The following is a 26666-nucleotide window of genomic DNA, read 5'->3' as shown; positions in this document are numbered from 1 at the left end:
GTAACGTATGAGCTACGATTTAGACGAAGATATTCTTCAGGACTTTTTAGTCGAAGCAGGAGAGATCCTTGAACTCCTATCAGAACAACTGGTAGAGCTTGAGAATAACCCTGACGACAAAGACCTATTAAATGCTATTTTCCGTGGTTTCCATACAGTAAAAGGTGGTGCTGGTTTCCTAGCATTAACTGAGCTGGTGGATACTTGTCATGGTGCTGAGAATGTGTTCGACATTCTGCGAAACGGCCAACGCAGCGTAACATCAGGTTTGATGGATACCATGCTGCAGGCGCTAGATACAGTCAATGTACAGTTTCGCGCCGTGCAAGATCAGGAACCTTTAGTGCCAGCCGACCAATCTTTATTGGATGAACTTCACCGTCTCTGTAAACCAGAGTCTGCGGATGAAGTGGCACCAGTAGAAGCGCCTGCACCTATTATCCCTGAACCTGTTGTTGCAGCGCCTGAGCCTGTTATTGCTCCGGAACCTACTGTTGAAAGCTCAAACATCAATGCATCTTCAGTCGATGATATCTCTGAAGATGAGTTTGAACGCTTGCTTGATGAGCTTCACGGTAAAGGTGGTTCACCAACAGCGCCTTCTGCACCAACACCGCCGCCAGCACCCGCTGCACCTCAGTCTGTTGCTGACAGTGGTGATATTACTGATGACGAATTTGAAAAGTTATTAGATGAATTGCACGGTGCGGGTAAGAGCCCGACAGCGGCAAGTTCAACGCCTCCTCCACCGCCAGCAGCACCTGCTTCGGCGATGTCTGAAGGCGATGATCTGATGACTGACGAAGAGTTCGAGAAGTTACTTGACCAACTACATGGCTCAGGTAATGGACCTTCGATTGAAGAATTGGATGCCGCGACTAAGCCAGCAGAAGTTAAGGCAGTAGCACCTCAAGCTGCGCCTAAACCTGCCGCGCCAGTTGCCGTTAAAGCTGAGCCGAAACCGAGCGCTCCAGCAAAAGCTGAAGTTAAAGCACCGGCTAAGAAGCAGCAAGCTGAAGCAACAGTTCGCGTTGATACATCAACACTGGACACCATCATGAACATGGTAGGTGAACTGGTATTGGTGCGTAACCGACTCGTCAGCCTTGGCCTTAACAGCAACGACGAAGAAATGTCGAAAGCTGTCTCTAACTTAGATGTTGTTACTGCAGACCTACAAGGTGCGGTAATGAAGACTCGTATGCAGCCGATCAAGAAAGTATTTGGTCGCTTCCCACGAGTTGTCCGTGACCTTGCTCGTAGCTTGAAGAAAGACATCGTTCTTGAAATGCGTGGCGAAGAAACGGACCTTGATAAAAACTTAGTAGAAGCACTTGCTGATCCCCTGATTCACTTGGTGAGAAACTCTGTCGATCATGGTATTGAAATGCCAAACGACCGTGTTGCTGCGGGTAAATCACAAACGGGTAAAGTGATTCTGTCTGCCTCTCAAGAAGGTGACCACATTGAACTGGCTATCGTTGATGACGGTGGCGGTATGGACCCTGATAAGCTTCGTGCTATCGCGGTTAAACGTGGCCTGATGGATGAAGATGCAGCGTCTCGTTTATCGAATAAAGAGTGTTTCAACCTGATTTTTGCTCCTGGCTTCTCAAGCAAAGAGCAGATCTCGGATATCTCTGGTCGTGGTGTGGGTATGGACGTTGTGAAAACAGCGATCAACACACTGAACGGCTCTATTGATATTGATTCAGAAATGGGACAGGGCACCAAGATCACCATCAAGGTTCCACTAACCCTAGCGATTCTACCAACCTTAATGGTCGGTGTTGCGGGTCACCCATTTGCATTGCCATTGGCATCGGTTAACGAGATCTTCCACCTAGATTTAAGCCGCACAAACGTGGTTGATGGTCAGCTGACGATCATCGTTCGCGATAAGTCTATTCCGTTGTTCTACTTGCAAAACTGGCTTGCTCCTAAAGCGGGTATTGTTGAACTGCGTAAAGGGCATGGCCATGTTGTTATCGTACAACTTGGTAGCCAACGTGTTGGTTTTGTTGTCGATACGCTTATCGGTCAAGAAGAAGTCGTGATCAAGCCACTTGATAAGCTTCTGCAAGGCACGCCAGGAATGGCAGGCGCGACAATTACAAGTGACGGACACATTGCATTGATTCTAGATGTGCCGGACTTGTTGAAGCAGTACGCAGCTGCGTCAAGAATTTAATTTAAGGATAAATATGGCGATTAAAGTATTAGTCGTTGATGATTCGAGTTTTTTTCGTCGTCGCGTTAGCGAGATCATCAACTCAGAGGCTCGCCTAGAAGTCATTGATGTTGCAGTAAACGGTAAAGAAGCCGTTGAAAAAGCGAAACAGCTAAGACCTGACGTAATCACGATGGACATTGAAATGCCTGTCATGGACGGCATCACTGCCGTTCGTGAGATCATGGCTGCGTCTCCAACGCCTATTTTGATGTTCTCATCGTTAACGCATGATGGAGCGAGAGCAACGTTAGATGCGTTAGATGCAGGTGCTCTCGACTTCCTACCTAAGAAGTTTGAAGACATTGCACGTAACCGTGACGATGCAGTTGCATTGCTTCAACAACGTGTAATTCAGATTGCTGCAAAGCGTGCATTTATGCGTCGTGCTCCTATTGCGCCGAGAGCGACAGCAACGACTTCAACATCTACGCCATTGCGCCAGCCAATTTCAACAGCAGCTTCGACTTCGACAGCGAAGCCTGCGGTTGCATCAACGGCGAAATTCAGAGCGTCAGGTAAGAAGTATCAATTAACAGCCATTGGTACTTCGACTGGCGGCCCTGTTGCTCTACAGAAGATTTTGACTCGCATCCCTGCACACTACCCACATCCAATTGTGTTAGTTCAGCATATGCCAGCAACATTCACAGCGGCTTTTGCTAGTCGCTTGAACACCTTGTGTAAGATTGAAGTTCGTGAAGCGCAAGACGGTGATGTGTTAAAACCTGGCGTGGCGTATCTTGCTCCGGGTGGTAAACAGATGATGGTTGATGGCCGAGCTGGGTCTGCACGTCTAAGAATTATTGATGGCGGCGACCGCATGAACTACAAGCCTTGTGTGGATGTCACATTTGGCTCTGCAGCGAAGATCTATGGTGACAAAGTGTTGTCTATGATACTGACCGGTATGGGCGCAGATGGTCGAGAAGGTTCGCGTATGTTGAAAACTGCGGGCTCGACGATTTGGGCACAAGACGAAGACAGTTGTGTTGTATATGGTATGCCTCAAGCTGTAGCAAAAGCTGGCATTTCTACTGAAGACCTACCTCTAGACCGCATCGCGGAAAGGATCTTGGTTGAAGTTGGGTTAGCTTAGGTAAATCGAAATGATTGTTTGGAGTGTTGCAAACCAAAAAGGTGGTGTTGGTAAAACGACCACGACCGTGACTCTAGCAGGTTTACTTGCGTTGAAGGGGCACCGTGTTCTGTTGGTTGATACTGACCCACATGCATCACTGACCACCTATCTGGGTTACGACTCAGATACGGTGGAATCGAGCCTGTTTGATCTGTTCCAGTTGCGTGAGTTCACCGCGCAGACAGTAAGACCTTTGCTTTTACAAACGGAAGTCGAAGGTATCGATATTATTCCTGCTCACATGTCTTTGGCGACATTAGACCGTGTAATGGGAAATCGAAGCGGCATGGGGTTGATCTTGAAACGCGCTTTGGCCGCTTTGAAAGACGACTATGACTATGTGTTGATCGATTGCCCGCCAATTCTGGGTGTGATGATGGTCAATGCATTGGCTGCAAGCGATCGTATATTGATTCCGGTACAAACTGAGTTTTTGGCGATGAAGGGCTTAGAGCGCATGATTCGCACTTTGACCATCATGCAGAAGTCTCGCAAAACACCGTTTAAGGTGACGATTGTCCCGACGATGTACGACAAGCGAACCAAAGCCTCACTGCAAACATTAACGCAGCTCAAAGATGATTATCCAAATCAAGTTTGGACATCTGCTGTGCCGATAGATACTAAGTTTCGAGATGCGAGCCTAAAACGCTTACCAGCCTCTCATTTTGCATCGGGTAGCCGTGGTGTATTTGCTTATAAACAGCTGCTTATTTATCTCGAAAGGTTGGCGATAAATGAGCGCGAATAAAGAATCAACATTGGCGCAGCCAAGTCTATCCAGTGAACAAGCACTGGATGACTACTTTACTGCGCTGTTAGGTGATGAAAGCTTTGAATCTGACGATTTTTTTGTTGACGAGTCGAGCGACGAATCACAATCTGAAGAGCCAGAGCCAGAGCCAGAGCCAGAGCCAGAGCCAGAGCCAGAGCCAGAGCCAGAGCCAGAGCCAGAGCCAGAGCGCCAATTTTCGAGTCACCACTCAAGCTATGCAGAAATACGCGCGGCTGAGTTTGAGGTTCCTAACCTTGAGGATGTTCAGAAACTACTGAGTCGTTTAGAGGCGACCAATGTTGTTGATGAACTGAACCTTGATGAGTTGATGGATCAGAACACCCAGAAAATCGCCCAGCAAGCTGACATGCAAATGTTTGATGCTGCGGTTGAGTCTGTTCAAGTGTTCGAAGAGCCAGAGATTCAGGATTGGAATCTTCCAGAACCCGATTTATCAATTGTTGTAGAGCCACCTGTTGAATTGCAGCAAATTGAAGAGTTAGCGACGGAACAAGTAGAAGTTAAGGCTGTTGAGCCTGAAGTTGATGTTCCTGAGCCCGAAACAGTTATTGAACCCGAAACTCAAGCCGGAGGTGCTGACCAGTTTACCTCTTGGGAAAGTACGGTTCGCACAGAAGATTTTCAAGTACTGTATTTCGATGTGAACGGTGTGACCTTTGCGGTGCCGCTTGATGAACTCGGTGGTATCCATCGCCTAGAAGAGGTCAATCACATTATTGGTAAACCGACTTGGTATTTGGGGTTACAAACCAACCGTGATAGTCAGCTAGATGTGGTCGATACCGCAAAATGGGTGATGTCTGAGAAACTAGCAGGTGACGAATACAAAGAAAACTATCAATATATAGTGATGCTTGGAGAAAGCTTGTGGGGCCTTGCGGGCACTGAGCTCAAAGGCACCGAGTTGTTGAATACAGATAAAGTACGCTGGCGAGAAACGGCGGGAAAACGCCCTTGGCTCGCTGGGATGGTAAAAGAAAAAATGTGTGCTTTGATCCATGTCGAAGCATTAATCGCCATGCTAAACGCAGGGCTAGATGTAAAAGCATTGAGCTAGTACTACGATTGGTACAACAAAAGCATCAAGTTAATAATAGTGGTCGGTAACGACGGCAAGAGGATTATCTATGTCTCATATGAGTGAAGTTGAAGTAAGAAAAGAGCAAACGAATGATGAAGTACTTCAATGGGTGACTTTCCAGCTAGAAGAAGAAACTTACGGCATCAACGTAATGCAAGTACGTGAAGTACTGCGTTACAGCGAAATTGCTCCAGTACCGGGTGCTCCAGATTACGTTCTAGGTATTATCAACCTACGTGGTAACGTTGTTACTGTTATCGACACTCGTTCTCGCTTTGGTTTGATGCAAGGGGAAATCACAGACAACACTCGTATCATCGTTATTGAATCTGAGCGTCAAGTAATTGGTATTCTAGTAGATAGCGTTGCTGAAGTGGTTTACTTACGTTCTTCTGAAATCGACACAACGCCAAGTGTTGGTACTGATGAAAGTGCTAAGTTCATCCAAGGTGTAAGTAACCGAGATGGCAAGCTGCTTATCTTAGTAGATCTAAACAAACTACTAAGCGAAGACGAATGGGATGAGATGGCTCACCTGTAATGTTTGAAGCGCTTCCTTTAAGCCCTGTTGCCCTGATATCAGGCGTTGGGTTTTTTACGTTATTTATCCTGATTTTGATTAGCAAAGTAAAACGTGCGATTCAAAAGCAGCTCGATCAGTCACGTCTGCAAGTTCGTAACTTGGACAAAGAGCTTCAAAAATCGAGTAAGCAATTACTTGAGGTTCGCTCTGTTGTGGTTGGCCTTGGCCAGAAAGTGACGGAACAGCAAGATCTGATAAAGCACTTGAATGAACGTATTGTTGAGCTGGAACATGCTGACACCGATGGACGCTTGTACACACGTGCAACTAAAATGGTTCAGCTTGGTGCCGGGATAAACGAACTGATCGAAGAGTGTGAATTACCTAAAGCGGAAGCTGAGCTAATGATGTCTCTGCAGAATAAGCTCGCGGGTAAGGAAAAAATCCCTTCGTTGAGAAGTAACCCTTCATCGTACGATGATCAACCCGATGCCTCTCGCGATCGCAGAGACCCGCCTAGACGTCGTTAAATTGAGCGCTTAATTCGTATTGAGCAATTGATGTTTATTACGTATTCCTCTTAAAAGAAGCTTCGGCTTCTTTTTTTTATGTCTAATCGATCTATATAGAACGATGTTTATAAGTGCTTGTATCTACGACAATATCTTGTTTGTTGATGAAAATGTGTAAATTGTGATGCGGTGGTAACAGTTTCTTACCGACTTTGTTCTATCGAAAACGCCTAGTCCTGTTTTGTCACCATGTTGGTGTGCTACTATAGCGCTCTCATTACTCGACTAAATTTACCTATGCTAGAAGTCTCAAATTTAACTGCTATTCGTGACGACAGGGTTCTGTTTGAATCGTTGTCTTTTCAATTGAAACCAGGTGAACTGGTTCAGGTTGAAGGTCGTAACGGTACTGGGAAAACGACACTCCTTAGGATTATTACTGGTTTAGGCGATCGCGATGACGGCACTATCTCTTGGGACGGTGAGTCTATTGAATCGAGTCGAGATGTTTATCATCAAAATTTACTTTTTCTTGGTCACCAAACAGGCGTAAAGCGCGAGCTTAGTGCTTATGAGAATCTGAGCTTTTATCAGTCTATTCACAGTGGCGGTACCAGCAAAGAAGAGCTTTACCACGCGCTGGCTCAAGTGGGGCTTGCGGGCAGAGAAGACGTACCTGCGGGGCAACTTTCAGCAGGCCAACAGCGTCGAGTTGCGTTGGCTCGCCTTTGGTTGAGCAAGCAAATGTTGTGGATTCTCGATGAGCCGCTGACTGCGATTGATAAGCAGGGCGTGAAAGTTCTCGAATCTCTTTTTTCTCAGCATGCAGACAACGGTGGCATTGTGTTATTAACCACACACCAAGATATGTTTGCTGATAGCCCGAAACTAAGAAAAATAAAGTTGGGTGAGTAATATGATCTCTTCAATGACCACGATTATCCGACGCGAACTGCTTATTGCGTTTCGACGTCAAGCGGATATCTTTAACCCTTTGTGGTTCTTCATCATTGTCATAACTCTATTCCCTTTGAGTATCGGCCCTGAGCCAAACCTACTTGCGCGTATTGCTGCGGGTATTGTTTGGGTGGCCGCTTTGCTCTCTGCATTGCTCTCTTTAGAACGTCTTTTCCGCGATGATTTTCAAGATGGCGCCCTTGAACAGATGATGCTGATGCCCATCCCGTTGCAGTTGGTAGTATTGTCCAAGGTCATAGCACACTGGTTGTTGACCGGGTTACCATTGATTTTAATCAGCCCATTATTGGCTGTTTTGTTGTCTTTAGATTTTGATACATGGCTCTCAGTTGTGTTGACCTTGCTGGTAGGAACACCCGCATTGAGTTTTATTGGTGCAATTGGTGTTGCGTTAACCGTTGGGTTACAGAAGGGCGGAGTCCTGTTAAGCCTGTTAATCTTGCCGCTTTACATCCCCATTTTAATCTTCGCGACGTCAGCGATTGACGCTGCGGCTTTGGGCGTTGCGTACAACGGCCAATTGGCGGTGCTTGGGGCAATGTTAATGGGTGCGATGACTATGACGCCTTTTGCGATCAGTGCCGCACTTAGAGTGAGTGTGAACTGATTGGGGTTCCGTTATCGTATAGCCAATGTGAACCAAACGTGTCGATTGGACTCATAGAGTCAGTAAAACTGAAAGCAAGACAAATAAAATTATTATAATTATAGCTTTAATAGCTGTAAGCAATATGAAGTAAGAGTGAGATTACAACATGTGGAAATGGCTCCATCCCTATGCCAAAGCAGAAACCTCTTATCAGCTTGCTGGTAAACTTTTGCCATGGTTTTCGATCCTAGCGCTATTGTGTCTATCCGTCGGTACCGTGTGGGGGCTTGCATTTGCGCCTTCTGATTACCAACAAGGCGATAGCTTCCGTATCATCTACATCCATGTACCGTCAGCAATCTGGTCGATGGGCGTTTACATGTCGATGGCGATTGCTGCCTTTATCGGTTTGGTATGGCAGGTAAGGCTATCAGACATGGCCGCACTGGCGATGGCACCTATTGGTGCTGTGTTTACCTTCATTGCGTTACTAACCGGCGCTGTTTGGGGCAAACCAATGTGGGGCGCTTGGTGGGTTTGGGATGCGCGTTTAACCTCAGAGCTGATTCTTCTATTCCTATACTTGGGTGTGATCGCACTACACCACGCTTTTGACGACCAAAAAACAGCAGCGAAAGCGGCAGGCATTTTGGCTATCGTTGGTGTCATCAACCTACCTATCATTCACTTTTCAGTAGAGTGGTGGAACACACTTCACCAAGGCGCGACGATCACTAAGTTCGACAAGCCTTCTATTTCAAGTGACATGTTATGGCCGCTTCTTCTTAACATCTTCGGCTTCGCCTTTTTCTTTGGTGCTGTGACTATGGTTCGTTTCCGTAACGAAATCATCAGTAAAGAAAGTCACCGTCCATGGGTTCGCAAGCTTGCGGCTGAAAAAGCGTAGTAGGGTAGGTAATTATGTATTTTGAATCTTTGAGTGATTTCTTTGCCATGGGAGGCTATGCCTCGTATGTATGGAGTGCATTTGGAATCACATTCCTCGCGATGATCATTTTACTGGTCGTAAGCGTTCGTCGTGGTAAGCAATTACTAAATGAAGTACAAGCTAAGATTGATCGTCAAGCTCGTATCGATGCAGCAAAAAATATGGAGAACACTCTATGAACCCAAGACGTAAAAAGAGGCTGGGCATTGTCTTAGCGATCTTTTTTGGTATCAGTGCGACTGTTGGATTGATGGTTTACGCACTTAACCAGAACATGGATCTGTTCTACACACCAACTGAGCTGGTCAACGGTAAAGATGGTAAGAAACCTGAAGTTGGTCAACGCCTACGTATTGGTGGCATGGTCGTAGTCGGCTCTGTAAGCCGTGACAATGAATCACTACGTGTTAGCTTTGATTTGCAAGATGTAGGCCCTAAAGTAACAATTCTATACGATGGCATCCTTCCTGATCTTTTCCGTGAAGGCCAAGGTATTGTTGCTCAGGGTGTTCTTAAAAATGCAACGACAATCGAAGCGTTTGAGGTGTTGGCAAAGCACGATGAAGAGTACATGCCTTCTGAAGTTGCGGAAGCAATGAAGAAAACCCATGAGCCTTTGCAATACACGACTGAACAAAAAGAAGGAAATGCTCAATGATAGCCGAGATCGGCCATTTTGCGATGATCCTGTCCTTGGGACTTGCATTGCTGCTAAGCGTGCTCCCACTGTATGGAGCCGCTCGAAATAACACATTATTGATGAACAGCGCACGACCGTTGTCGTGGGGTATGTTCGGATTCTTAGCGATTTCGTTCTTTATCTTGTGTTACGCGTTCTACACAAATGATTTTACGATTCAATACGTAGCAAGTAACTCGAATAGCCAACTCCCTTGGTACTACCGAATTACGGCGGTTTGGGGCGCTCACGAAGGTTCATTACTGCTTTGGGTTCTTATCCAAGCGGGTTGGACGGTTGCTGTAGCGACGTTTAGCCGTGGTATGCCTCAAGAGTCTGTAGCTCGCGTACTGGCTATCATGGGTTTGATTACGGTCGGCTTCTTGCTGTTCATTATCGTAACGTCTAACCCGTTCCTACGTACATTGCCTTTCTTCCCTGTAGATGGCCGTGACTTGAACCCACTACTGCAAGATCCGGGTTTGATTATTCACCCGCCAATGCTTTACATGGGTTATGTAGGTTTCTCTGTTGCGTTCTCTTTTGCAATCGCCTCTCTAATGAGTGGTCGCCTTGATACGGCATGGGCTCGCTGGTCACGTCCTTGGACAATCGCAGCTTGGTTATTCCTAACAGTAGGTATCGCACTAGGTTCGTGGTGGGCTTACTACGAACTTGGCTGGGGTGGCTGGTGGTTCTGGGATCCAGTAGAAAACGCTTCATTCATGCCTTGGTTAGCTGGTACTGCTCTGATGCACTCACTAGCGGTAACCGAAAAGCGTGGCACATTTAAAGCTTGGACAGTATTGCTGGCTATCTCTGCATTCTCGCTAAGCTTACTAGGTACATTCTTAGTTCGTTCGGGCATCTTGGTATCGGTTCACGCATTCGCGTCGGATCCTGCTCGTGGTATGTTTATTCTAGGTTTCCTAGTCTTTGTTATCGGTGGTTCACTGCTGTTATTCGCAGTTAAAGGCGCATCGGTTCGTGTTCGCGGTAACTTCGATCTGGTTTCTCGTGAAAACGCACTGCTTGGTAACAACATCTTATTGATTGCAGCGCTTGTCGTTGTGTTAGTCGGTACGCTACTGCCATTAGTTCACAAACAGTTAGGCTTGGGCTCGGTATCTATCGGTGCACCATTCTTTGATATGTTGTTCTTCTGGTTAATGATCCCGTTCTCGTTCCTGCTTGGTATCGGTCCTCTGATCCGCTGGAAACGTGACAACCTATCTAAGCTTGTTAAACCAATGCTGATTTCAGGTGCATTCTCACTGGGCTTGAGTGCGCTAATGGTTGCTCTACTGGCTGACCGCTTCAGTGGTACTGCTTTTGCTGGTTGGGTAATGGCGTTCTGGATCATCTTCATGCATGGCTTTGAGTTGCATGAGCGTGCGACTCACCGTCATACATTCCTGAAAGGTCTAACTAAGCTACCTCGTAGCCACTGGGCAATGATGTGTGGTCACATTGGTTTAGCCGTGACAGTGATTGGTATTGCGATGGTGCAAAACTACAGCATCGAACGTGATGTGCGTCTGGCGCCAGGTGAAAGCTACCAGCTTGAAGAGTACAGCTTCCTGTTTACAGGGGTTCGTGACAAAGATGGTCCTAACTATGATGGTTACATTGCTGACTTTGAAATTACAAAAGAAGGCAAATACATCAACACGCTTCACGCTGAAAAACGTTTCTACACCACAGCTAAGTCTATGATGACAGAAGCAGCGATTGACCGTGGCGTAACGCGCGACCTTTACATTGCAATGGGTGAACGTTTAGACGACAACAAATCTTGGGCTGTTCGTATCTACTTCAAGCCATTTGTACGTTGGATCTGGGCAGGTTCTTTGATTATGTCGATTGGTGGTGCTATTGCTATCAGTGACCGTCGTTACCGTTTCCGTAAGCCAACAAAAAAGTCGGCTGAAGAGCAGGAGGCTTAATTCGAATGAACAAGAAGATTTTATTCATTCCATTGATTGCGTTCATGGTTCTAGCTGGAATCTTTGCAACGCAATTAATGCGCAACCAGTCGGGCGATGACCCGACTAAGCTTGAATCTGTATTGATTGGTAAGCCTGTTCCTGAGTTCGGTCTAGAAGACTTAGAACAACCAGGTAAGTTTCATGACCAAGCAATCTTTAAAGGTGAGCCATTGCTTCTTAACGTGTGGGCGACTTGGTGTCCTACTTGTTATGCAGAGCACTCTTACCTGAACAAGCTTGCGGATCAAGGCGTTAAGATCATTGGTCTTAACTACAAAGATGATCGCAACAAAGCGGTTGGTTGGTTAAAAGAGTTGGGTAACCCGTACCTAATTAGCCTGTTTGATGGTAATGGCATGCTAGGTCTTGACCTTGGCGTGTATGGCGCGCCTGAAACTTTCCTAATCGATGCTAACGGCGTAGTTCGCTACCGCCATGTTGGTGACGTGAACCCAACCAACTGGGCATCGACGCTTGAGCCGATGTATCAAGAGTTGTTGGAGGAATCGAAATGATTAGAAAGGCACTGATTACTCTATTCGCTACGTTCGCAATTTCAGCGGCGGTTTCTGCTGCACCTATCGAATTTCATGAATTTGATACCGTAGATCAAGAGCAGCAGTTCAAAGAGCTAAGCAATACACTACGTTGCCCTAAATGTCAGAACAACACGATTGGTGATTCGAACGCTGAGCTAGCGGTCGACTTACGCCAAAAAGTGTACGAGATGACAAAAGACGGCAAGTCGAAGCAAGATATCATTGATTACATGATTGCTCGCTACGGTAACTTTGTGACTTACAATCCACCACTGACACTAGCAACATCGATCCTTTGGATTGGACCGTTTGCGGTTGTTGTGTTTGGATTTGGTTTGATTATTTTACGAAGCAGAAAGTCAAAATCAAAAGCAGCAGTAGAGTCAGATAAAGACTGGGATGCAGACAAAGAAGCTCGCTTAAAAGCGTTACTCGATGAAGAGAACGACGGAGATAAGAAGTAATGACTCTATTTTGGATTTCTACCATTATCCTTTCGCTAGCGGCAATTTTCTTAATTGTTCTGCCTTTCATTAATAAGAAGGCAAACAATGATGAAATGCTTCGCGACGAGTTGAACAAAGCATTCTATAAAGACCGTCTTGTCGAGTTAGAAGTAGAAGCAGAGGAAGGTCTTGTTGATAACCAACAAGAACTGATCGCTGATTTGAAACAGTCTCTGCTTGATGATGTTCCTGCACAAGAAGAGATGAAGAAGACTCAAATCTCTACGCTTGGTGTGGTTGTACCGTCGATCATTCTTGTCGTCGTTGTGACTTATGGTATGTACTTTAAGTTCGGTGCATTGGACAAAGTTCAACACTGGCAAGAAGTGAGCTCGAATCTTCCTGAATTGTCTAAAAAGCTAATGTCATCGGAAGGTGGTGCACTAACGGATGATGAGCTGGAAGATTTGACTCTGGCGCTTCGTACTCGTCTGCATTACCAACCAAAAGATTCAACAGGTTGGTTACTACTCGGTCGTATTGCACTGGCTAACCGTGATGCTGAAACAGCAAAAGACTCTATGGAACGAGCTTACAAGCTTGAACCTAAGAATGAAGATGTTCAGTTAGGTTTCGCACAAGCTCTGATGCTTTCACCTGATGAAGCTGATCAAAACCAAGCTCGTTTGATTTTGAGCCGTTTGATTCAAAACGATTACGTCGACCTTCGTGTGTTCTCACTGCTAGCGTTCGATGCATTTGAGCGTCAAGACTATCCAGGTGCTGTGAAGTACTGGAGCATCATGCAACAGATGATTGGTCCACAAGACAGTCGCTATGAAATGCTTTCGCGCAGTATTGAAAGTGCTCAGAAGAAAATGGGTGACACTATGGGTGTCGACCAAGGTAAGACTGTTGCTGTAACGCTCGATCTATCTGCTGACGTTAACGCTGACCCTAACTCAGTGTTAATTGTGTCAGTGCACAGAGCTGATGGTTCTCCAATGCCTATCGCAGCCGCTCGTTACCCACTAGGGACTTTCCCTCGTACTGTTGTGCTAGATGATGGCAACAGCATGCTGGAAGGGCAAGAGCTGTCTAGCCTTGAAACTCTGATGGTTAGAGCTAGGCTTGATACAGACGGTAACGTTTCCACTCGCGAAGGTGATTGGTACGGTGAAAGTGAAGTGGTTGAACTGGGTGCTCCAGTTACCATTGATATCAATAAGCAATATTAATCATCACTTTGCATAGGTGTTAGCTATTCCGATTTGCAGATAAACGGTATAGACTTAGCCAAACAATTGAGGCCAGCGATTGCTGGCCTTTTTTATTATTTGAATTCCTTATGGAAAAGGTGATATGTCTGTCAGTGTTTTAAGACTCTCGAGTTTACTTTTTATCGCAAGCTTAACGGTTGGGTGTTCAAGTGCACCGGACGAAAGTGTTAACGATGATAACCTCGAAACCTCTGAATACGTCGAAGAGTCCCACCCGAATGATCCTTTTGAAGGCTTCAACCGCGCGATGTGGGATATCAACTACGAATATCTAGATCCTTATTTAGTTCGTCCTGTTTCCCTCGCTTATGTTGACTACACCCCAGTGCCAGTGCGTTCTGGTATCTCCAATTTCCTAGCCAACTTAGACGAACCATCAAGCATGGTGAACAACCTCATTATGGGTAATGGCGAGAAAGCACTCGACCATTTCAACCGTTTTTGGATTAACTCAACGATTGGTTTGTTAGGCTTGATCGATATTGCCAGCGAAGCGGGGATCACCAAATACGATGATAAGTCGTTCTCTGATGCGATTGGTCATTATGGGGTAGGGAATGGTCCGTACTTCATGGTGCCGGGTTATGGTCCACTAACAACGCGTGAAGTGACTGAAACCGTTGATGGTATGTATGTGCCTCTGTCGTTCTTGAACTTCTGGGCTAGCTTAGGAAAGTGGGCATTTGAAGGCATGGAAACACGTGCTCAGTTAGTATCACAAGAAGCGCTGTTGGATAATTCTCCTGATCCATATGCATTAACGCGTGATGTTTACATTCAACGTCGTGATTTCAAAGCCGAGATAGAACCTGAAGAGGTCGACCTTGAAGAAGAAGACTTCATCGATGGTTATCTAGAAGATTACTAGAAAGATGATTTAGAAAATCGATAAAAGAAAGGCTCGGTGTTGATGCAACATCGAGCCTTTTTAATGTTTGTTTACTTTAGATTAAGTAAAACAGATTAGAAACGGTAGTTGGCTTGGATACCCACTAGCCAAACATTACCTGTTGTTGTACCAACAAATTGGCCACCAACAGCTTCTGCAACATCGTCAGATTTATAACCACGTGACTCAGTGATTGGAGCATCTTTAGCAATGATGTAAGTAAAGCCCGCGTCTAATGAAAGTTGTTCAGACCATTGGTAACCCGCACCAATGCTTAACCAAGTGCGGTCAGTTTCTGGGATTGTAATAGTACGGTTTTTGTCACTAACAGCTGAAGTATCGTAAGCCACACCAGTACGTAGAGCCAGTTTTGGGTCAACTTGGTAAGTTGCACCTAAAGCAAGGCGGTAGTTATCTTCCCAATTTTCCACTTTAACTGTTTGGCTGCCGTATGTGTTTAATTCTGCTTGTAGTTTTTCGAAAGAACTCCAGTCAGTCCAGTTAAAGCTTGCATGAACTGCCAATGCTTCTGTTAGTTGATGGAAACTTGCAAGTTCTGCTGTTGCAGGAAGTGCCAACATCATATGCCCGTTGTCACGTTGATCGGGCGTCATGCCAAAGCCGATACCTTCTGCGTGACCCTCTAATTTCAGTTCAACCTCAGACTTGTAGGCAAAACCGATGCGGTGATCTTCGTTGATCTGCCATGCCGTACCTACTTGCCAGCCCCATGCAGTGTCATCACCTTCCATGTATTTCAGTGTTGTACCTTCTGGAGCTCCGATTGCATTTTTTGCTGGTGTCGTTGCTCCGAAACTACCTTCACCCATCACGTAACGAATACCACCCCCAACACTTACTTGCTCAACAACTTGATAAGCAAAGTTTAGGTTAGCTTCTTTAGTGATTACGCTTGCTTCATTGCCGAAGTGAGAAGCATTGAAATCATCACCTAGGTTGGTTTCCATGCCGTAGTTTGTGCCAAATGCAAAACCGATAGCAAACTTCTCGTTGTAACGGTGAGAAATGTAAAGGTTCGGGATAATAGCGTCATCTGCGAAATCGTTTGAAGATGCTTGGCTTGTACCTATCGCAGGGTGAGCGTGGTTTACTTCACCTTTAACATCAATGTTAGGGTTAACGTAGATACCACCAACAGAAACTTGAGTGCCTTCTAGGTAAGTCAGCATTGCAGGGTTACGCCATTGTGCGTCTGCACCGTCAGCCATAGCAGCTTCACCAGCGTATGCACGGCCTAGGCCTGTTGCTGAGTATTCTGCTAGTTGAAAACCTGCCGCCTGAGTCACGGTAGAAGTCGAAAGTAGTCCAACTGCCACTGCAGCAGATAGAAGAGTCTTATTCATTTTCATTATTATGTTCGCTGAATCATAAGTATTTAGTGGCGTGATTCTACTTTTAGAGTCATTACTTTAAAAATGAAATTCGAATAAAACAGTGTTTTAGGGATTTAATGAGTAAATGTGTTCAATTATTAGAGAAATAATCTGAATGTTTCGGCTGTGTTGCGAAGTTTGAGCGTACACTTGTAGTCATATATTAGCCTTGCAGGCTACAGTTGTAAGCTTAAATTGATGCGGGTCAGTGGATTAGGCAATAAAAAAGGGTCGCATAATGCGACCCTTTGGGTATTTGAAATCTAACTTATATTAGAAGCTGTAGCTGTATTGGATACCAGCTAAGATAGCGTCTGCGTGAGTAGTTGCTGTTAGAGCACCGCCACCTTCAGTCACATCTACATCTTCACCTAGTAGGTAAGTAAAGCCGAAGTCAACAGTATGCTGCTGTTGGAATGCGTATGTGAAACCTGCAGAGAACCATTGACGGTCAGAATCAGGAACAGAAATCGAAGTTACTTTATCTTGAGCTGCAGTGTCATACATGTAACCAGCACGCAGAGTCCAAGCATCGTTCAGGAAGTAAGTACCACCGATTGCGTAGTGCCAACCGTCTTGCCATTGGTAGTTACCAATTTCTTGCTTACCAGCAACAGAGTCTGCTTCTAGAGTGTCAAATGTGTTCCAGCCAATCCACTGAACAGAGTAATGAACCGCAAACTTAGTATCTTTAATCTCATGGTAACCAGAGAACTCAGCCATGCTAGGCAATGATAGGTATAACGTATCTAGCGGAAGTGCCCCGCCTGTAGTTGGGTCCGTAAGGGTCATATCCCCATCAGCTTCGATTTCAGGGCTGTAATGGTAAGAAAGGCCAAAACGGTTTGCTGAGTCTATTTCATATACAGCGCCAATATTCCAACCTAGACCAATACCATCAGCATCAATTTTTGCTAGATTTTGTGTTGTAGTATTACCTGCGGGGCCAGTTGTTAAATTACGCTCTAGTTTTCCGCTGCCTTGAATGATATCTAGACCTGCACCAATAGAGAATTGTTCATTCACACGGTATGAAGCAGATAGTGCATAGTTGATACTTTTGATTTCAGTAGTACCGCCATACGCTGATAGGCCAGTGTGTGCACCGCCTAACGCGCTGCTTGAACCAAAGCTGCTATCAAAATTATTAGTTGTACCAAAGTTTGAGTAGATACCAGCACCAAATGCCCATTGGTCATTTAGTCGGTGGATATAGTAGATATTAGGAACCGGAGTACCACTGCTATTGTTTGCGCTATCGACAGGCACTGTGCCGCCTGCTTTCACGTTTGTAACATCGATGTCAGTCTCGATGTAGTTGATACCAGCAGAAAACTGAGATGAATCAAACAAAGCCATTGCTGCTGAGTTACGAGCCATAACAGAAGCGTTATCTGCGATTACTGCATCACCAGCAAAAGCACGGCCAAGGCCAGTTGCTGATTGCGAGTTAAGTTGGAAACCTGCTGCCATCGCTTGCGAAGACGCCAGTGTAATTGTTACTGCTAAAAGAGACTTTTTAAACAGACGCGTGTTGTTGGTAGTCATTCATTTATTCCTTTATATATCCGCCTCTACAGGGCGATTAATTTGAGCAATTGCTCAATGGTGGCTGATCCTATTCGCAAGTATACGATATACAAATCCGACCATTGGAAATTTTGAGTGGAAAATTATGGAAATGACGCCTATCTGGCACGAAAATGGTGCGAAATGCTGTTTTTTAGAGTTTTAACTCTAGAGGTATTGGTGGAGTGAATGGTTTTGCGGTTTATTTATAAATAAAGCCCAGCAATATCAGTAATATAATTGCTGGGCCTTTTGTGACGGGGCTTTAAGAGCGAATTAGCTCATTGGTTTGATCATTTTTGTCAGCTTTTCGGCGATTTTGGAAACATCCTCACCATTTTCACCAACCAGGATTAAGCTGCTGCCATCGACGGGTGTTACCGAGCCGGACATGCCTTTTTCATCAAAGTCGATAGGTTTGTCTGTCGGAATTCCGGTTAAAAACAGTGTTACTTTGCCTTTTGCGCCTTGGAAGACCATATGTACCGCGTTAGATTTACCAAAGCCACAGTGGTTTAGGTAATAGACGTGGTAAGGGAAAGCATCATCAAACTGAAAAGCAAATGGATTCATTTTTGCATTGATCTGCTGCGATGTGACCTGTTCATCGATGTTACTAACAAAGCTCTTCTCATCAACAACATGCTTCACCGCCGTATCAACTAAACTAGCTTGCGCAGGTGAAACGAATGCACTTCCCCAATTCACTTGGCCAACTAATAAACCAGCAACAAACGCCACCGAGGCAGCCATTGCCATTGCTCGTCTCGCAAACGTAGGCCTTACTACTTTGCTTTCTTCGCTTGAGGTCTGATTGAACAGAATACGATCAGCAAGATCGTCTGGCACATCCACATTCATCGCTGAGTGGATCTGCTTATCAAGCGCTAGTACATCGTCTAAGAAGTTACTATTGGCTTCGCTATTCGCGGTCGCATCAACAATATCTTGTGTACGTTGTTTAGGTTCCGACAATACACGACGACGAAATTCCAAATCATCCATTATGTTGCCCCCTCTCTGCCTCTTCTGTATCCAACAGCTCTTTCAACTGATTTCGAGCTCTGAATAAACGTGTCATCACCGTGTTTTTGTTGAGATCGAGAATATCGGCAATCTCATCACCACTAAAACCACCAATCACTTGCAAGAAGAGAGGTTCACGGTAATCAATTTCAAGTTTCATGATCTGGGCTTGCAACCACTGATGCTGATGATGCGGGTCATCACTGACACTAGCATCGTTACCGTGATCGTCGATATCAACCAGATCAAACTGTTTGCGTTCAAAACGTCGAGCGTTCTCGCGTCTCAAGATGGTAATCAGCCAAGATTTAGCGGCTTTTTCATCTTGAAGGCTATCAAGTGACTTCCATGCACGAAGGCAAGTTTCTTGAACTAAGTCTTCGGCAATGCTTTTGTCTTTGCATAACCAATAGGCGTAGCGAAAGAGGTCACGATGATAGGCACGCACGAGTGCTTCGTATTTTCTTTGTTTGTCCATATCAGAGTTGACCGGACGCTTGGCTGTTTTCTTTCCAAACATTTTTATTATTGACACACGAGCCTCCATAATTGCTCTGCGTATAGCTGTCCTCTATACGTTGTGCTTCGTTTTTATATTTTTAGAGCTAACGATCGGCAGGAAATCGTAAAATCACATTAAAATTGATCTACTTCAAAATCTAAGGCCTCGAACCCGTTATAGTACACCTTGTCGTCTAGTTAGTCATTCGTGGCTAGCATGTTGAGCAAGACGACACTTCCTTTTGAAGGCTGACTTTACTTTCTCCTAATCAGGAAACTGATTATTTCAATTGGCGCTAAGTTAATTGCTTTATATACATTCCGACCACACAGCTTTGTGTGGTTTTTTTTTGCCTCAAGAAAACCATTCTCTACATTGCGATAACAGTCTTGGCTTACAATAGTTTAGTCTCTTACGACAACCTTTCCCCCAAAAAGGTTCGCCTGAATGTGCAGTTATATTTTCAAACAGTGAGATACTCGTATCACGTTTATTTAAACGCTCGTTTGATTTAATTAACAACTTCTTTACAATGCTTCAGGTCAGACCTCTTAACTTTAAGGAGAAACCATGGGCAAACAGGAAGTCAAAACGCGTTCTGGAGAACGCGTTGCCGTTGTCGCTGGATTACGAACCCCATTTGCTCGTCAGAGCACAGAATTTAGCCAAGTGCCTGCGGTTGACCTAGGCAAAATGGTTGTGAGCGAAATGCTTGCAAGAACGGATGTTGATCCTGCGCTTATCGAACAAGTTGTGTTCGGCCAAGTCGTGCAAATGCCAGAAGCGCCGAACATTGCGCGTGAAATCGTGTTGGGCACAGGCATGGACATCAATACTGATGCCTACAGTGTCACACGAGCATGTGCGACCAGCTTCCAAGCGGCAGTTAACGTGACCGAAAGCATTATGGCTGGCACGATTGATGTCGGTATTGCGGGCGGTGCGGACTCTTCTTCTGTATTACCTATCGGTGTTTCGAAAAAGTTAGCGGCAAATCTATTAGCGCTGAGTAAAACGAAAACTATGGGTCAAAAGCTGAAAATTCTTAAAACACTTTCCGTAAAAGATTTGATGCCAGTACCACCTGCAGTTGCTGAATACTCGACCGGTTTATCCATGGGGCAAACGGCTGAGCAGATGGCGAAGACACATGGTATTACTCGCGAAGCTCAAGATGCACTTGCTCACCGTTCTCACTCTTTGGCTTCTCAAGCATGGAAAGAAGGCAAGATTAAAGACGAAGTGATGACGGCATTCCCGGCGCCTTACAAAAAGTACCTAGCGGAAGACAACAACATTCGCCACGACTCAACGGTTGAAGGTTACGCTAAGCTGCGTCCTGCTTTTGATAGAAAGTACGGCAGTGTAACGGCAGCCAATGCTACGCCGCTTACTGATGGCGGCGCTGCAGTGATGTTGATGCGCGAAGGTAAAGCGAAAGAACTAGGCTTAGAAGTGCTTGGTTATATTCGTGGTTATGCGTTCTCAGCGATTGGTGTTGAAACAGATATGTTGATGGGCCCGACTTACGCGACCTCACAAGTATTGAAGAACACCGGTTTAGAGCTGTCAGACCTAACACTGATCGAGATGCACGAAGCATTCGCTGCCCAAGTTTTGGCTAACGTTAAAATGTTTGCGAGCGATGAGTTTGCACAGAAGAATCTTGGCCGTGATAAAGCGATCGGTGAGATTGATATGGAGAAGTTCAACGTGCTGGGTAGCTCGATTGCTTACGGACACCCATTTGCTGCGACTGGCGCGCGCATGATGACTCAAACATTACGTGAACTGAAACGTCGCGGTGGCGGCTTGGCACTAAACACAGCTTGTGCGGCTGGTGGTTTAGGTGCAGCAATGATCTTGGAGGTAGAATAATGTCTACAACTCTTGATGCAACAACAGAAAAAGAAACAGTCGCCCAACCAGATTCAACGTCGGCGACTGAATCAACCAAAGAGAAAGCGACAGCATTTACTCTTAATATCGACGAGCAAGATATTGCTTGGTTAGCGATTGATGTGCCAAACGAGAAAATGAACACGCTGCAAGCGGCTTTTGCTGAAGAAATGAAAGCCATTTTCGAGCAACTCAAAGAAAAGCAGAGCCGAGTTAAGGGCCTAATCGTTCATTCTCTTAAGCCAGATAACTTTATCGCTGGTGCTGATGTAAGAATGCTTGATGCGTGTAAAACGGCTGACGAAGCACAATCTCTGGCTCGCCAAGGGCAGGAGATGTTCCAAACTCTGTCTGAACTGCCGTACCCAGTAGTCGCAGCGATTCACGGCCCATGTTTAGGTGGTGGTTTAGAGCTCGCACTGGCGTGTGATTACCGTGTATGTACTGATTCAGATAAGACGCGTCTTGGTCTGCCAGAAGTACAACTAGGCTTATTGCCGGGTTCTGGCGGTACACAGCGTCTACCTCGCCTTATCGGTTTGCTGCCATCTCTCGACCTAATCCTAACGGGCAAGCAACTGCGCGCTAAGAAAGCGAAATCGCTCGGTGTCGTGGATGCTTGTGTGCCTGAAACTATCCTGCTTGAAGTCGCTAAGAGCTTTGTTGAAAAGAATACGGGCAGTAAAAAAGGTAAGCGTCTAGCATCGAAAAGCCAAGCGTCGACCAAAGAAAAACTGATTTCACGTAACGGTCTTGGTCGTAAAGTGATTTTTGAACAAGCTTCTAAGAAGACCAATCAGAAAACACGTGGCAATTACCCAGCAGCAGATGCGATTCTAGACGTGATTCGTTATGGCCTTGAGAACGGCTTTGATAAAGGTCTTCAGTATGAAGCCAAGCGTTTCTCTGAACTGGTTATGACTTCAGAATCTAAAGCCCTGCGTTCGATTTTCTTTGCCACCACTGAAATGAAAAAAGAGCACGGCGCAGACGCAGAACCAAAAGCGGTTAAGCGTGTTGGTGTGCTTGGCGGCGGTCTTATGGGCGCAGGTATCAGTCATGTCAGCGTTGCTAAGGCGAAAGTACCTGTGCGTATTAAAGACGTATCAAATGAAGGTGTGCTGAACGCGCTTAACTACAACTTCAAGTTGTTCGATAAGCAGCGTAAGCGTCGCATTCTGAGCAGAGCGGGCCTCGAAAGTAAGATGCTTCAGCTATCTGGTGGTATCGACTTTACGAGTTTCAACCACACCGATGTGGTGATTGAAGCGGTATTTGAAGACCTAGACCTTAAGCAGTCAATGGTTGCGGATATCGAAGCCAATGCCAAGCCAGAGACTATTTTCGCGACAAATACGTCTTCATTGCCGATCCATAAGATTGCAGAGAAGGCGCAGCGACCAGAAAACGTTGTCGGTCTTCACTACTTCAGCCCTGCCGAAAAAATGCCGCTAGTAGAAGTTATCCCTCATGAAACTACGTCAGAAGAGACGATCTCGACGGTTGTAGCATTAGCGAAGAAGCAAGGCAAAACGCCGATTGTTGTCAAAGACACCGCTGGCTTCTACGTGAACCGTATTCTTGCTCCGTACATGAATGAAGCAGCGCACTTGCTACTAGCGAACGAACCGATTGAAAAGCTCGACAGCACGTTACTGGACTTCGGTTTCCCGGTTGGCCCTATCACATTACTAGATGAGGTGGGTGTTGATATCGGTGCGAAGATCATTCCTATTTTAGTGAATGAGTTAGGCGATCGCTTCCAAGGCCCTGATGTGTTCGACATTCTTTTGAATGACAACCGTAAAGGCCGTAAGAGCGGTAAAGGTTTCTACACTTACAAAGGCAAGAAGAAGGAAGTCGATAAGTCAGTTTACAAGCTGCTTAAGCTTCAACCAGATCCTAAGTTGAGCGATAACGATATCGCGATGCGCTGTGTGTTACCTATGCTAAACGAAGCGGTTCGTTGTCTAGACGACGGCATTATCCGCAGCCCTCGTGATGGTGATATCGGTGCGATTTTCGGTATCGGTTTCCCGCCATTCCTAGGTGGTCCGTTCCGTTATATGGATCAAATCGGCATTAAGTCACTGGTTGAGATGATGAACGATTTCGCTAAGAAATACGGTGACCGTTTTGCGCCATGTGATGGCCTACTGACACGCGCTGGTTTGGGTGAGTCTTTCTACAAGTAACTCTCTAATTCATTGATTAAGAAGCCCGTATCAAGCGATTGATGCGGGCTTTATTTTTATGGAGATATGCTAAAGGAGTGAGATTCCCGACTCAGTCGTTCCTCCTTCTCGGGAATGACGGGGAAGTGATGTGTTCTGTCTGGCCGTCTTGGCTTGGTGTGGGAGATTTCCGACTCAGTCATTCTTCCTTCTGGGGAATGACAAGGAGAGGGATGTGTTCTGTCTGGTAGCGTTGGCTTGGTGTGGGAGATTCCCGATTCGGTCGTTCTTCCTTTTCGGGAATGACGATCGAGAGATAAAAAGTACGCTATTGAATTGATAAGAAAGGTGGTCACACACATCTCAATCGAAACTACTGTCATCTCCTAAAGCGACGAAGGAGCGTAATAGGAGATCTGCTTTTGTGCTGCATTCAATAAAAAAGGTTGATGCTTTCACATCAACCTTATGGTTTTCATTCAAGCTTTATCAGCCAAGCTCAGTATCTTTCGGGCGTAGCTGAAACTCGTCAATAGAGCCAATTTCAACACCTGCTGACAGCTTCTCTTCCTCATTATGAGCATTACCGTGAGCATGCATAATCAGGCGATTTGCCGTGCGTGGTTTTAGCTGGCTAACCACAAAACGCATCATGTCTGAGCGAGTTAACCCTTTAAGATCTTCCAACACACGCTCTCTCTGATTGAATTCCAAGTCCTTATTGCCTATCGCAACCCATAAGCGTTGAGCACGTCCTCGCAAAGTCGTATCTGGTGTCGAAATCTGATTCCAGAGACCGCGTTTACTGCTGTGCCATTGGTAGTCGTTAAGCTCTAACAACACCATATAAAAGGCATTGAGGAACTCGTCTATCGAGGCTAATAAGTCTGCTGGAGCAGCATTCGGTGATTGTACATACAACACAATACCTGGGTGTCGGTTGAGTGGCATATTACCTGTGCCGACCATGTAACCTAGCTGCTGCTTGGTACGGATCTCATGGAAGAAGGTGGCTGACATCAAATGGTTCGCCAATGAATACAGCGCAATGTTTTTAGGAGAAATATCAGCGCACTGGTAATAAACCACGATTGCCGAATCATCTTGGTTACACACCACTTCACGCTGGAAGCTGCCGTTTTCACCCAGCATGATGAGCGGGCGCAATGACTCTTCGTAGGCTTGGTCTTGAACACGTAGGGCATCTTTTAGCGTTTCCGCCATTTTATGTGCGTCGGCTTTTTTCCAGTCGCCATACACAAACATTTCTACGTGCAGTTCAGCCAAGATTGCTTGAACAAAAGAAGAGAGTTCATCGACCTCTATCGTTTCCAGCGCTTCAATTAATACAGAATAGGGCGGGTTATTTGGCTGAAGTATCCCTGTCATCGCATTAAACAGCTGCGAAATAGGGCGGTCTTGCGACGCATTATTCCAGTTTCTTAGCAATTGATGCTTAATCGTTTCGAAGCGTGTTGGACTAAAGTCGCGTGCTTGAAAGCGTTCAAGGATCATATTAAGCAATTGTGGTTGCTTCTCACTGAATCCAGAAAGTGTGAGTGTAACGCCGCCCTGATGGGTATACATGTTGTAACCCATTCCGGCGATTTCAGCCTGATACGTATCTTTTTCGAGTGAGTCTAAGAACATCTCTACGCACAAGCGTGTTTTAACGATATTTCTTGGGCTAGCAACTGAGTGCGGGCTATCGATAGCGACATACACCACACCTTTAGGAACTCGAAATTGATGGTCTTGCAGGTGCCACAGCTTAAAGCCGTCGAGCTCTTCTAACAGTTGTGGAAACTTAGCGTCACCTTCCAGTTCAGTCGGGTCTAGATCGTAGCAAATAAACGGGTTTTTGCTTGGGAGTTCAAACTGCCAACCGGGGTTAATGCACGTAAAGCATTGAACTTGTTCAGCGCTAAAAGGTGTGACCGAGTAGGGAGTAAAGTACCACTTCGCTTCCCTGTCATACTCGAATCCCTGAGCAACAATGGTCGCACGCATGTTGTCGACGGTTAAGTAAGGTAGCAAAGAACGCTGTAACTCGTCATCGAAATGCGACATTTTGTAATCGCCATACACCACATCTTGCTCTTGGTAGTGCTGCATGTTGATGACGAGATGGCTGACGACATCTAGCGGCCTTGATGGCTCTTGAAAGCGGAAAGCAGACTCAAGAACGGCGCGTTTTTCTAGGTAGCGCCACTCCTCGATGCCTTGTTGCTCGACTAACTTGATGTACTGAAATATCGCTTGGATGATGTTATCGGTTTTGGTTAAACCTTCAATAGTCAACGAGCAACTCACGGTGAAATCACGGTAGTTACTGCCGCTCGCGCCACCGCCTGCAGAGAGGGATGTTATCCAACCTTTCTCTTTGAGTTGCATCATCAAACTGCCTTCACCTTCGTAACCTAAAAGGTGGGCAAAGAACGACAATGGCTTAACGCCGTAGTGTTCGTCCATGCTTGGCATTGGGAAGGTTAAGATAAGTTTGCGTACTTCTTTAATTGGTTCAACGCGGACTTGTACGCCTGTGCTTAACTCGCCGACAATCGGTACTTCAACCTTCTTGCCTTGTAGATTGTGATTGGTGATCGAGCTAAAGCGATCTTCAACCCAACTTTGCATCTCATCTAATGATTGATTGCCAGACAGTGTCAGCGACATTAAGTCAGCAGAGTATTGTTGCTGGTGGAAAGCCAAGATCTCTTGTCGAATCGTCTCGCCGTTTCTGTCACCCAACGTATCTATATTACCGACAGAAAACTTCGAGAATGGGTGATTGTGATTCACCAGCTCTTTGGTAACTTGGTACAAGCGTCGTGAGTCGTCGTTGAGTTTCATCTTGTATTCGGAATCAACGGCTTGGCGTTCTTTGTCTAACGCTTCTTCGTTGAACAGGGGAGCGGTAAAAAATTGGCTGAAGCGATCGAGTGCGTTTTCAAAGGCATTCAATTCAACATCAAAAAAGAAGCAGGTGTGCTCTGTTCCTGTCCAAGCATTGTTGCTGCCGCCATGCTGGCTGATAAAACTTTGGAACTCTCCGACCTTTGGATACTTTTCAGTTCCTAAAAATAGCATATGCTCTAAGTAGTGAGCTAAACCTTCTCGGTCTGTAGGGTCATCAAAATGCCCCACATTGACGGCTAATGCGGCTGCTGCTTTTTGAGCATTTTGGTCCTGAACTAACAGTACACGTAACCCGTTATTTAAGGTTATGTAGCGGTATTGATGTTCATCATTTGGGCTTAAGTGCACAGGAGCATCTCCAGAGAAGGTGGTTTTTAAATTATGTACCCGATGATTCGGCGTGCAAACCTTGTGATCATATTTTGGGATATGAAGTGCTTTTTGGCGATTTCTAAATCACTTTTATCGATTTTTATCAGTAATTTATTTTCTTTTAACAAGATTGTTAAGAAAGTCGAACTCTTTGGCAAGTGACTTGATATAATTATTTATATTGACTGCGG

Annotated in this window: 23 protein-coding genes; 18 read left to right on the top strand and 5 right to left on the bottom strand. The window is 45.5% G+C overall.

All coding sequences use genetic code 11. The features are described from left to right. Positions 1-7: 7 nt before the first annotated feature. The 16 genes from MSG35_RS10505 to MSG35_RS10430 all read left to right on the top strand — a co-directional run bounded on the left by MSG35_RS10505 (position 8) and on the right by MSG35_RS10430 (position 14599). Positions 8-2191 (top strand): chemotaxis protein CheA, encoded by a 2184-nt coding sequence (locus MSG35_RS10505; RefSeq protein WP_050652156.1) that lies wholly within the window; start codon positions 8-10, stop codon positions 2189-2191. A gap of 13 nt (positions 2192-2204) precedes the next feature. Next, complete coding sequence (locus MSG35_RS10500) at positions 2205-3329, top strand: chemotaxis response regulator protein-glutamate methylesterase (protein ID WP_050652157.1); 1125 nt, start codon at positions 2205-2207, stop codon at positions 3327-3329. A 10-nt stretch (positions 3330-3339) separates the two neighbouring features. Continuing rightward, entirely contained in the window at positions 3340-4122 is a 783-nt protein-coding gene (locus MSG35_RS10495) for a ParA family protein (RefSeq protein ID WP_081231283.1), read from the top strand. Next, positions 4109-5224, top strand: a complete 1116-nt coding sequence (locus MSG35_RS10490) for a chemotaxis protein CheW (protein WP_248383858.1) — start codon at positions 4109-4111, stop codon at positions 5222-5224. The genes MSG35_RS10495 and MSG35_RS10490 overlap by 14 nt, the downstream gene beginning before the upstream one ends. Before the next feature lie 70 nt (positions 5225-5294). Continuing rightward, entirely contained in the window at positions 5295-5789 is a 495-nt protein-coding gene (locus MSG35_RS10485; protein ID WP_017064109.1) for a chemotaxis protein CheW, read from the top strand. Then, complete coding sequence (locus tag MSG35_RS10480; protein ID WP_248383857.1) at positions 5789-6301, top strand: DUF2802 domain-containing protein; 513 nt, start codon at positions 5789-5791, stop codon at positions 6299-6301. The genes MSG35_RS10485 and MSG35_RS10480 overlap by 1 nt, the downstream gene beginning before the upstream one ends. A gap of 279 nt (positions 6302-6580) precedes the next feature. Next, positions 6581-7198, top strand: coding sequence for a cytochrome c biogenesis heme-transporting ATPase CcmA (ccmA, locus tag MSG35_RS10475; RefSeq protein ID WP_048607846.1), 618 nt, complete (start codon positions 6581-6583; stop codon positions 7196-7198). 1 nt (position 7199) lies between these two features. Further along, positions 7200-7868: a heme exporter protein CcmB gene (gene ccmB / locus MSG35_RS10470; protein WP_017060658.1), complete on the top strand. Its 669-nt coding sequence runs from the start codon at positions 7200-7202 to the stop codon at positions 7866-7868. A 148-nt stretch (positions 7869-8016) separates the two neighbouring features. Beyond that, positions 8017-8757: a heme ABC transporter permease gene (locus tag MSG35_RS10465; protein ID WP_017064107.1), complete on the top strand. Its 741-nt coding sequence runs from the start codon at positions 8017-8019 to the stop codon at positions 8755-8757. A gap of 14 nt (positions 8758-8771) precedes the next feature. Next, positions 8772-8978 carry a heme exporter protein CcmD gene (gene ccmD, locus MSG35_RS10460; protein ID WP_009848525.1) on the top strand — a complete coding sequence of 69 codons (207 nt, stop codon included), beginning with the start codon at positions 8772-8774 and terminating at the stop codon, positions 8976-8978. Beyond that, positions 8975-9457, top strand: coding sequence for a cytochrome c maturation protein CcmE (ccmE, locus tag MSG35_RS10455; RefSeq protein WP_017064106.1), 483 nt, complete (start codon positions 8975-8977; stop codon positions 9455-9457). Before ccmD ends, ccmE begins: the two co-directional genes overlap by 4 nt. After that, positions 9454-11424 carry a heme lyase CcmF/NrfE family subunit gene (locus MSG35_RS10450; RefSeq protein WP_248383856.1) on the top strand — a complete coding sequence of 657 codons (1971 nt, stop codon included), beginning with the start codon at positions 9454-9456 and terminating at the stop codon, positions 11422-11424. The genes ccmE and MSG35_RS10450 overlap by 4 nt, the downstream gene beginning before the upstream one ends. 5 nt (positions 11425-11429) lie before the next feature. Beyond that, positions 11430-11981, top strand: a complete 552-nt coding sequence (locus MSG35_RS10445; RefSeq protein ID WP_017060653.1) for a DsbE family thiol:disulfide interchange protein — start codon at positions 11430-11432, stop codon at positions 11979-11981. After that, entirely contained in the window at positions 11978-12469 is a 492-nt protein-coding gene (locus tag MSG35_RS10440; protein ID WP_248383855.1) for a cytochrome c-type biogenesis protein, read from the top strand. Before MSG35_RS10445 ends, MSG35_RS10440 begins: the two co-directional genes overlap by 4 nt. Continuing rightward, a complete protein-coding gene (gene ccmI, locus MSG35_RS10435; RefSeq protein ID WP_050621064.1) occupies positions 12469-13689 on the top strand; it encodes a c-type cytochrome biogenesis protein CcmI in 1221 nt (406 codons plus the stop codon). Before MSG35_RS10440 ends, ccmI begins: the two co-directional genes overlap by 1 nt. A 124-nt stretch (positions 13690-13813) precedes the next feature. After that, a complete protein-coding gene (locus tag MSG35_RS10430) occupies positions 13814-14599 on the top strand; it encodes an MlaA family lipoprotein (RefSeq protein WP_061039282.1) in 786 nt (261 codons plus the stop codon). 95 nt (positions 14600-14694) lie between these two features. Here MSG35_RS10430 and MSG35_RS10425 read toward each other — a convergent pair whose 3' ends face one another. The 4 genes from MSG35_RS10425 to MSG35_RS10410 form a co-directional block, all read right to left on the bottom strand. Further along, entirely contained in the window at positions 14695-15990 is a 1296-nt protein-coding gene (locus MSG35_RS10425) for an outer membrane protein transport protein (RefSeq protein ID WP_248383854.1), read from the bottom strand. Positions 15991-16287: 297 nt separating this feature from the next. Further along, entirely contained in the window at positions 16288-17562 is a 1275-nt protein-coding gene (locus MSG35_RS10420) for an OmpP1/FadL family transporter (RefSeq protein WP_248383853.1), read from the bottom strand. Positions 17563-17859: 297 nt separating this feature from the next. Continuing rightward, positions 17860-18588: a DUF3379 domain-containing protein gene (locus MSG35_RS10415; protein WP_248383852.1), complete on the bottom strand. Its 729-nt coding sequence runs from the start codon at positions 18586-18588 to the stop codon at positions 17860-17862. Further along, positions 18581-19129 (bottom strand): sigma-70 family RNA polymerase sigma factor, encoded by a 549-nt coding sequence (locus MSG35_RS10410; protein ID WP_017060646.1) that lies wholly within the window; start codon positions 19127-19129, stop codon positions 18581-18583. Before MSG35_RS10410 ends, MSG35_RS10415 begins: the two co-directional genes overlap by 8 nt. 552 nt (positions 19130-19681) lie before the next feature. On the opposite strand from MSG35_RS10410, the gene fadI reads away from it, so the two are divergent. Then, positions 19682-20989, top strand: coding sequence for an acetyl-CoA C-acyltransferase FadI (gene fadI / locus MSG35_RS10405; RefSeq protein ID WP_048607862.1), 1308 nt, complete (start codon positions 19682-19684; stop codon positions 20987-20989). After that, entirely contained in the window at positions 20989-23205 is a 2217-nt protein-coding gene (gene fadJ, locus MSG35_RS10400; RefSeq protein WP_248383851.1) for a fatty acid oxidation complex subunit alpha FadJ, read from the top strand. The genes fadI and fadJ overlap by 1 nt, the downstream gene beginning before the upstream one ends. 468 nt (positions 23206-23673) lie before the next feature. Here the strand turns inward: fadJ and MSG35_RS10395 are convergent, their stop codons facing one another. Next, a complete protein-coding gene (locus MSG35_RS10395; protein ID WP_248383850.1) occupies positions 23674-26451 on the bottom strand; it encodes an insulinase family protein in 2778 nt (925 codons plus the stop codon). Positions 26452-26666: the final 215 nt, after the last annotated feature.

It is taken from the genome of Vibrio sp. 1CM23M, from assembly GCF_023161755.1.
In the GTDB taxonomy this organism is placed as follows: Bacteria; Pseudomonadota; Gammaproteobacteria; order Enterobacterales; family Vibrionaceae; genus Vibrio; species Vibrio coralliirubri.
The sequence above is the reverse complement of the archived record's forward strand: the minus strand, read 5'-3'. Positions and strand labels throughout refer to the sequence as shown.

Bases quoted from the DNA above. Each gene is read 5' to 3' on its own strand.
- MSG35_RS10505 (WP_050652156.1), top strand. From the start codon at position 8: ATGAGCTACGATTTAGACGAAGATATTCTTCAGGACTTTTTAGTCGAA.
- MSG35_RS10500 (WP_050652157.1), top strand. From the start codon at position 2,205: ATGGCGATTAAAGTATTAGTCGTTGATGATTCGAGTTTTTTTCGTCGT.
- MSG35_RS10495 (WP_081231283.1), top strand. From the start codon at position 3,340: ATGATTGTTTGGAGTGTTGCAAACCAAAAAGGTGGTGTTGGTAAAACG.
- MSG35_RS10490 (WP_248383858.1), top strand. From the start codon at position 4,109: ATGAGCGCGAATAAAGAATCAACATTGGCGCAGCCAAGTCTATCCAGT.
- MSG35_RS10485 (WP_017064109.1), top strand. From the start codon at position 5,295: ATGTCTCATATGAGTGAAGTTGAAGTAAGAAAAGAGCAAACGAATGAT.
- MSG35_RS10480 (WP_248383857.1), top strand. From the start codon at position 5,789: ATGTTTGAAGCGCTTCCTTTAAGCCCTGTTGCCCTGATATCAGGCGTT.
- ccmA (WP_048607846.1), top strand. From the start codon at position 6,581: ATGCTAGAAGTCTCAAATTTAACTGCTATTCGTGACGACAGGGTTCTG.
- ccmB (WP_017060658.1), top strand. From the start codon at position 7,200: ATGATCTCTTCAATGACCACGATTATCCGACGCGAACTGCTTATTGCG.
- MSG35_RS10465 (WP_017064107.1), top strand. From the start codon at position 8,017: ATGTGGAAATGGCTCCATCCCTATGCCAAAGCAGAAACCTCTTATCAG.
- ccmD (WP_009848525.1), top strand. From the start codon at position 8,772: ATGTATTTTGAATCTTTGAGTGATTTCTTTGCCATGGGAGGCTATGCC.
- ccmE (WP_017064106.1), top strand. From the start codon at position 8,975: ATGAACCCAAGACGTAAAAAGAGGCTGGGCATTGTCTTAGCGATCTTT.
- MSG35_RS10450 (WP_248383856.1), top strand. From the start codon at position 9,454: ATGATAGCCGAGATCGGCCATTTTGCGATGATCCTGTCCTTGGGACTT.
- MSG35_RS10445 (WP_017060653.1), top strand. From the start codon at position 11,430: ATGAACAAGAAGATTTTATTCATTCCATTGATTGCGTTCATGGTTCTA.
- MSG35_RS10440 (WP_248383855.1), top strand. From the start codon at position 11,978: ATGATTAGAAAGGCACTGATTACTCTATTCGCTACGTTCGCAATTTCA.
- ccmI (WP_050621064.1), top strand. From the start codon at position 12,469: ATGACTCTATTTTGGATTTCTACCATTATCCTTTCGCTAGCGGCAATT.
- MSG35_RS10430 (WP_061039282.1), top strand. From the start codon at position 13,814: ATGTCTGTCAGTGTTTTAAGACTCTCGAGTTTACTTTTTATCGCAAGC.
- MSG35_RS10425 (WP_248383854.1), bottom strand. From the start codon at position 15,990: ATGAAAATGAATAAGACTCTTCTATCTGCTGCAGTGGCAGTTGGACTA.
- MSG35_RS10420 (WP_248383853.1), bottom strand. From the start codon at position 17,562: ATGACTACCAACAACACGCGTCTGTTTAAAAAGTCTCTTTTAGCAGTA.
- MSG35_RS10415 (WP_248383852.1), bottom strand. From the start codon at position 18,588: ATGGATGATTTGGAATTTCGTCGTCGTGTATTGTCGGAACCTAAACAA.
- MSG35_RS10410 (WP_017060646.1), bottom strand. From the start codon at position 19,129: ATGTTTGGAAAGAAAACAGCCAAGCGTCCGGTCAACTCTGATATGGAC.
- fadI (WP_048607862.1), top strand. From the start codon at position 19,682: ATGGGCAAACAGGAAGTCAAAACGCGTTCTGGAGAACGCGTTGCCGTT.
- fadJ (WP_248383851.1), top strand. From the start codon at position 20,989: ATGTCTACAACTCTTGATGCAACAACAGAAAAAGAAACAGTCGCCCAA.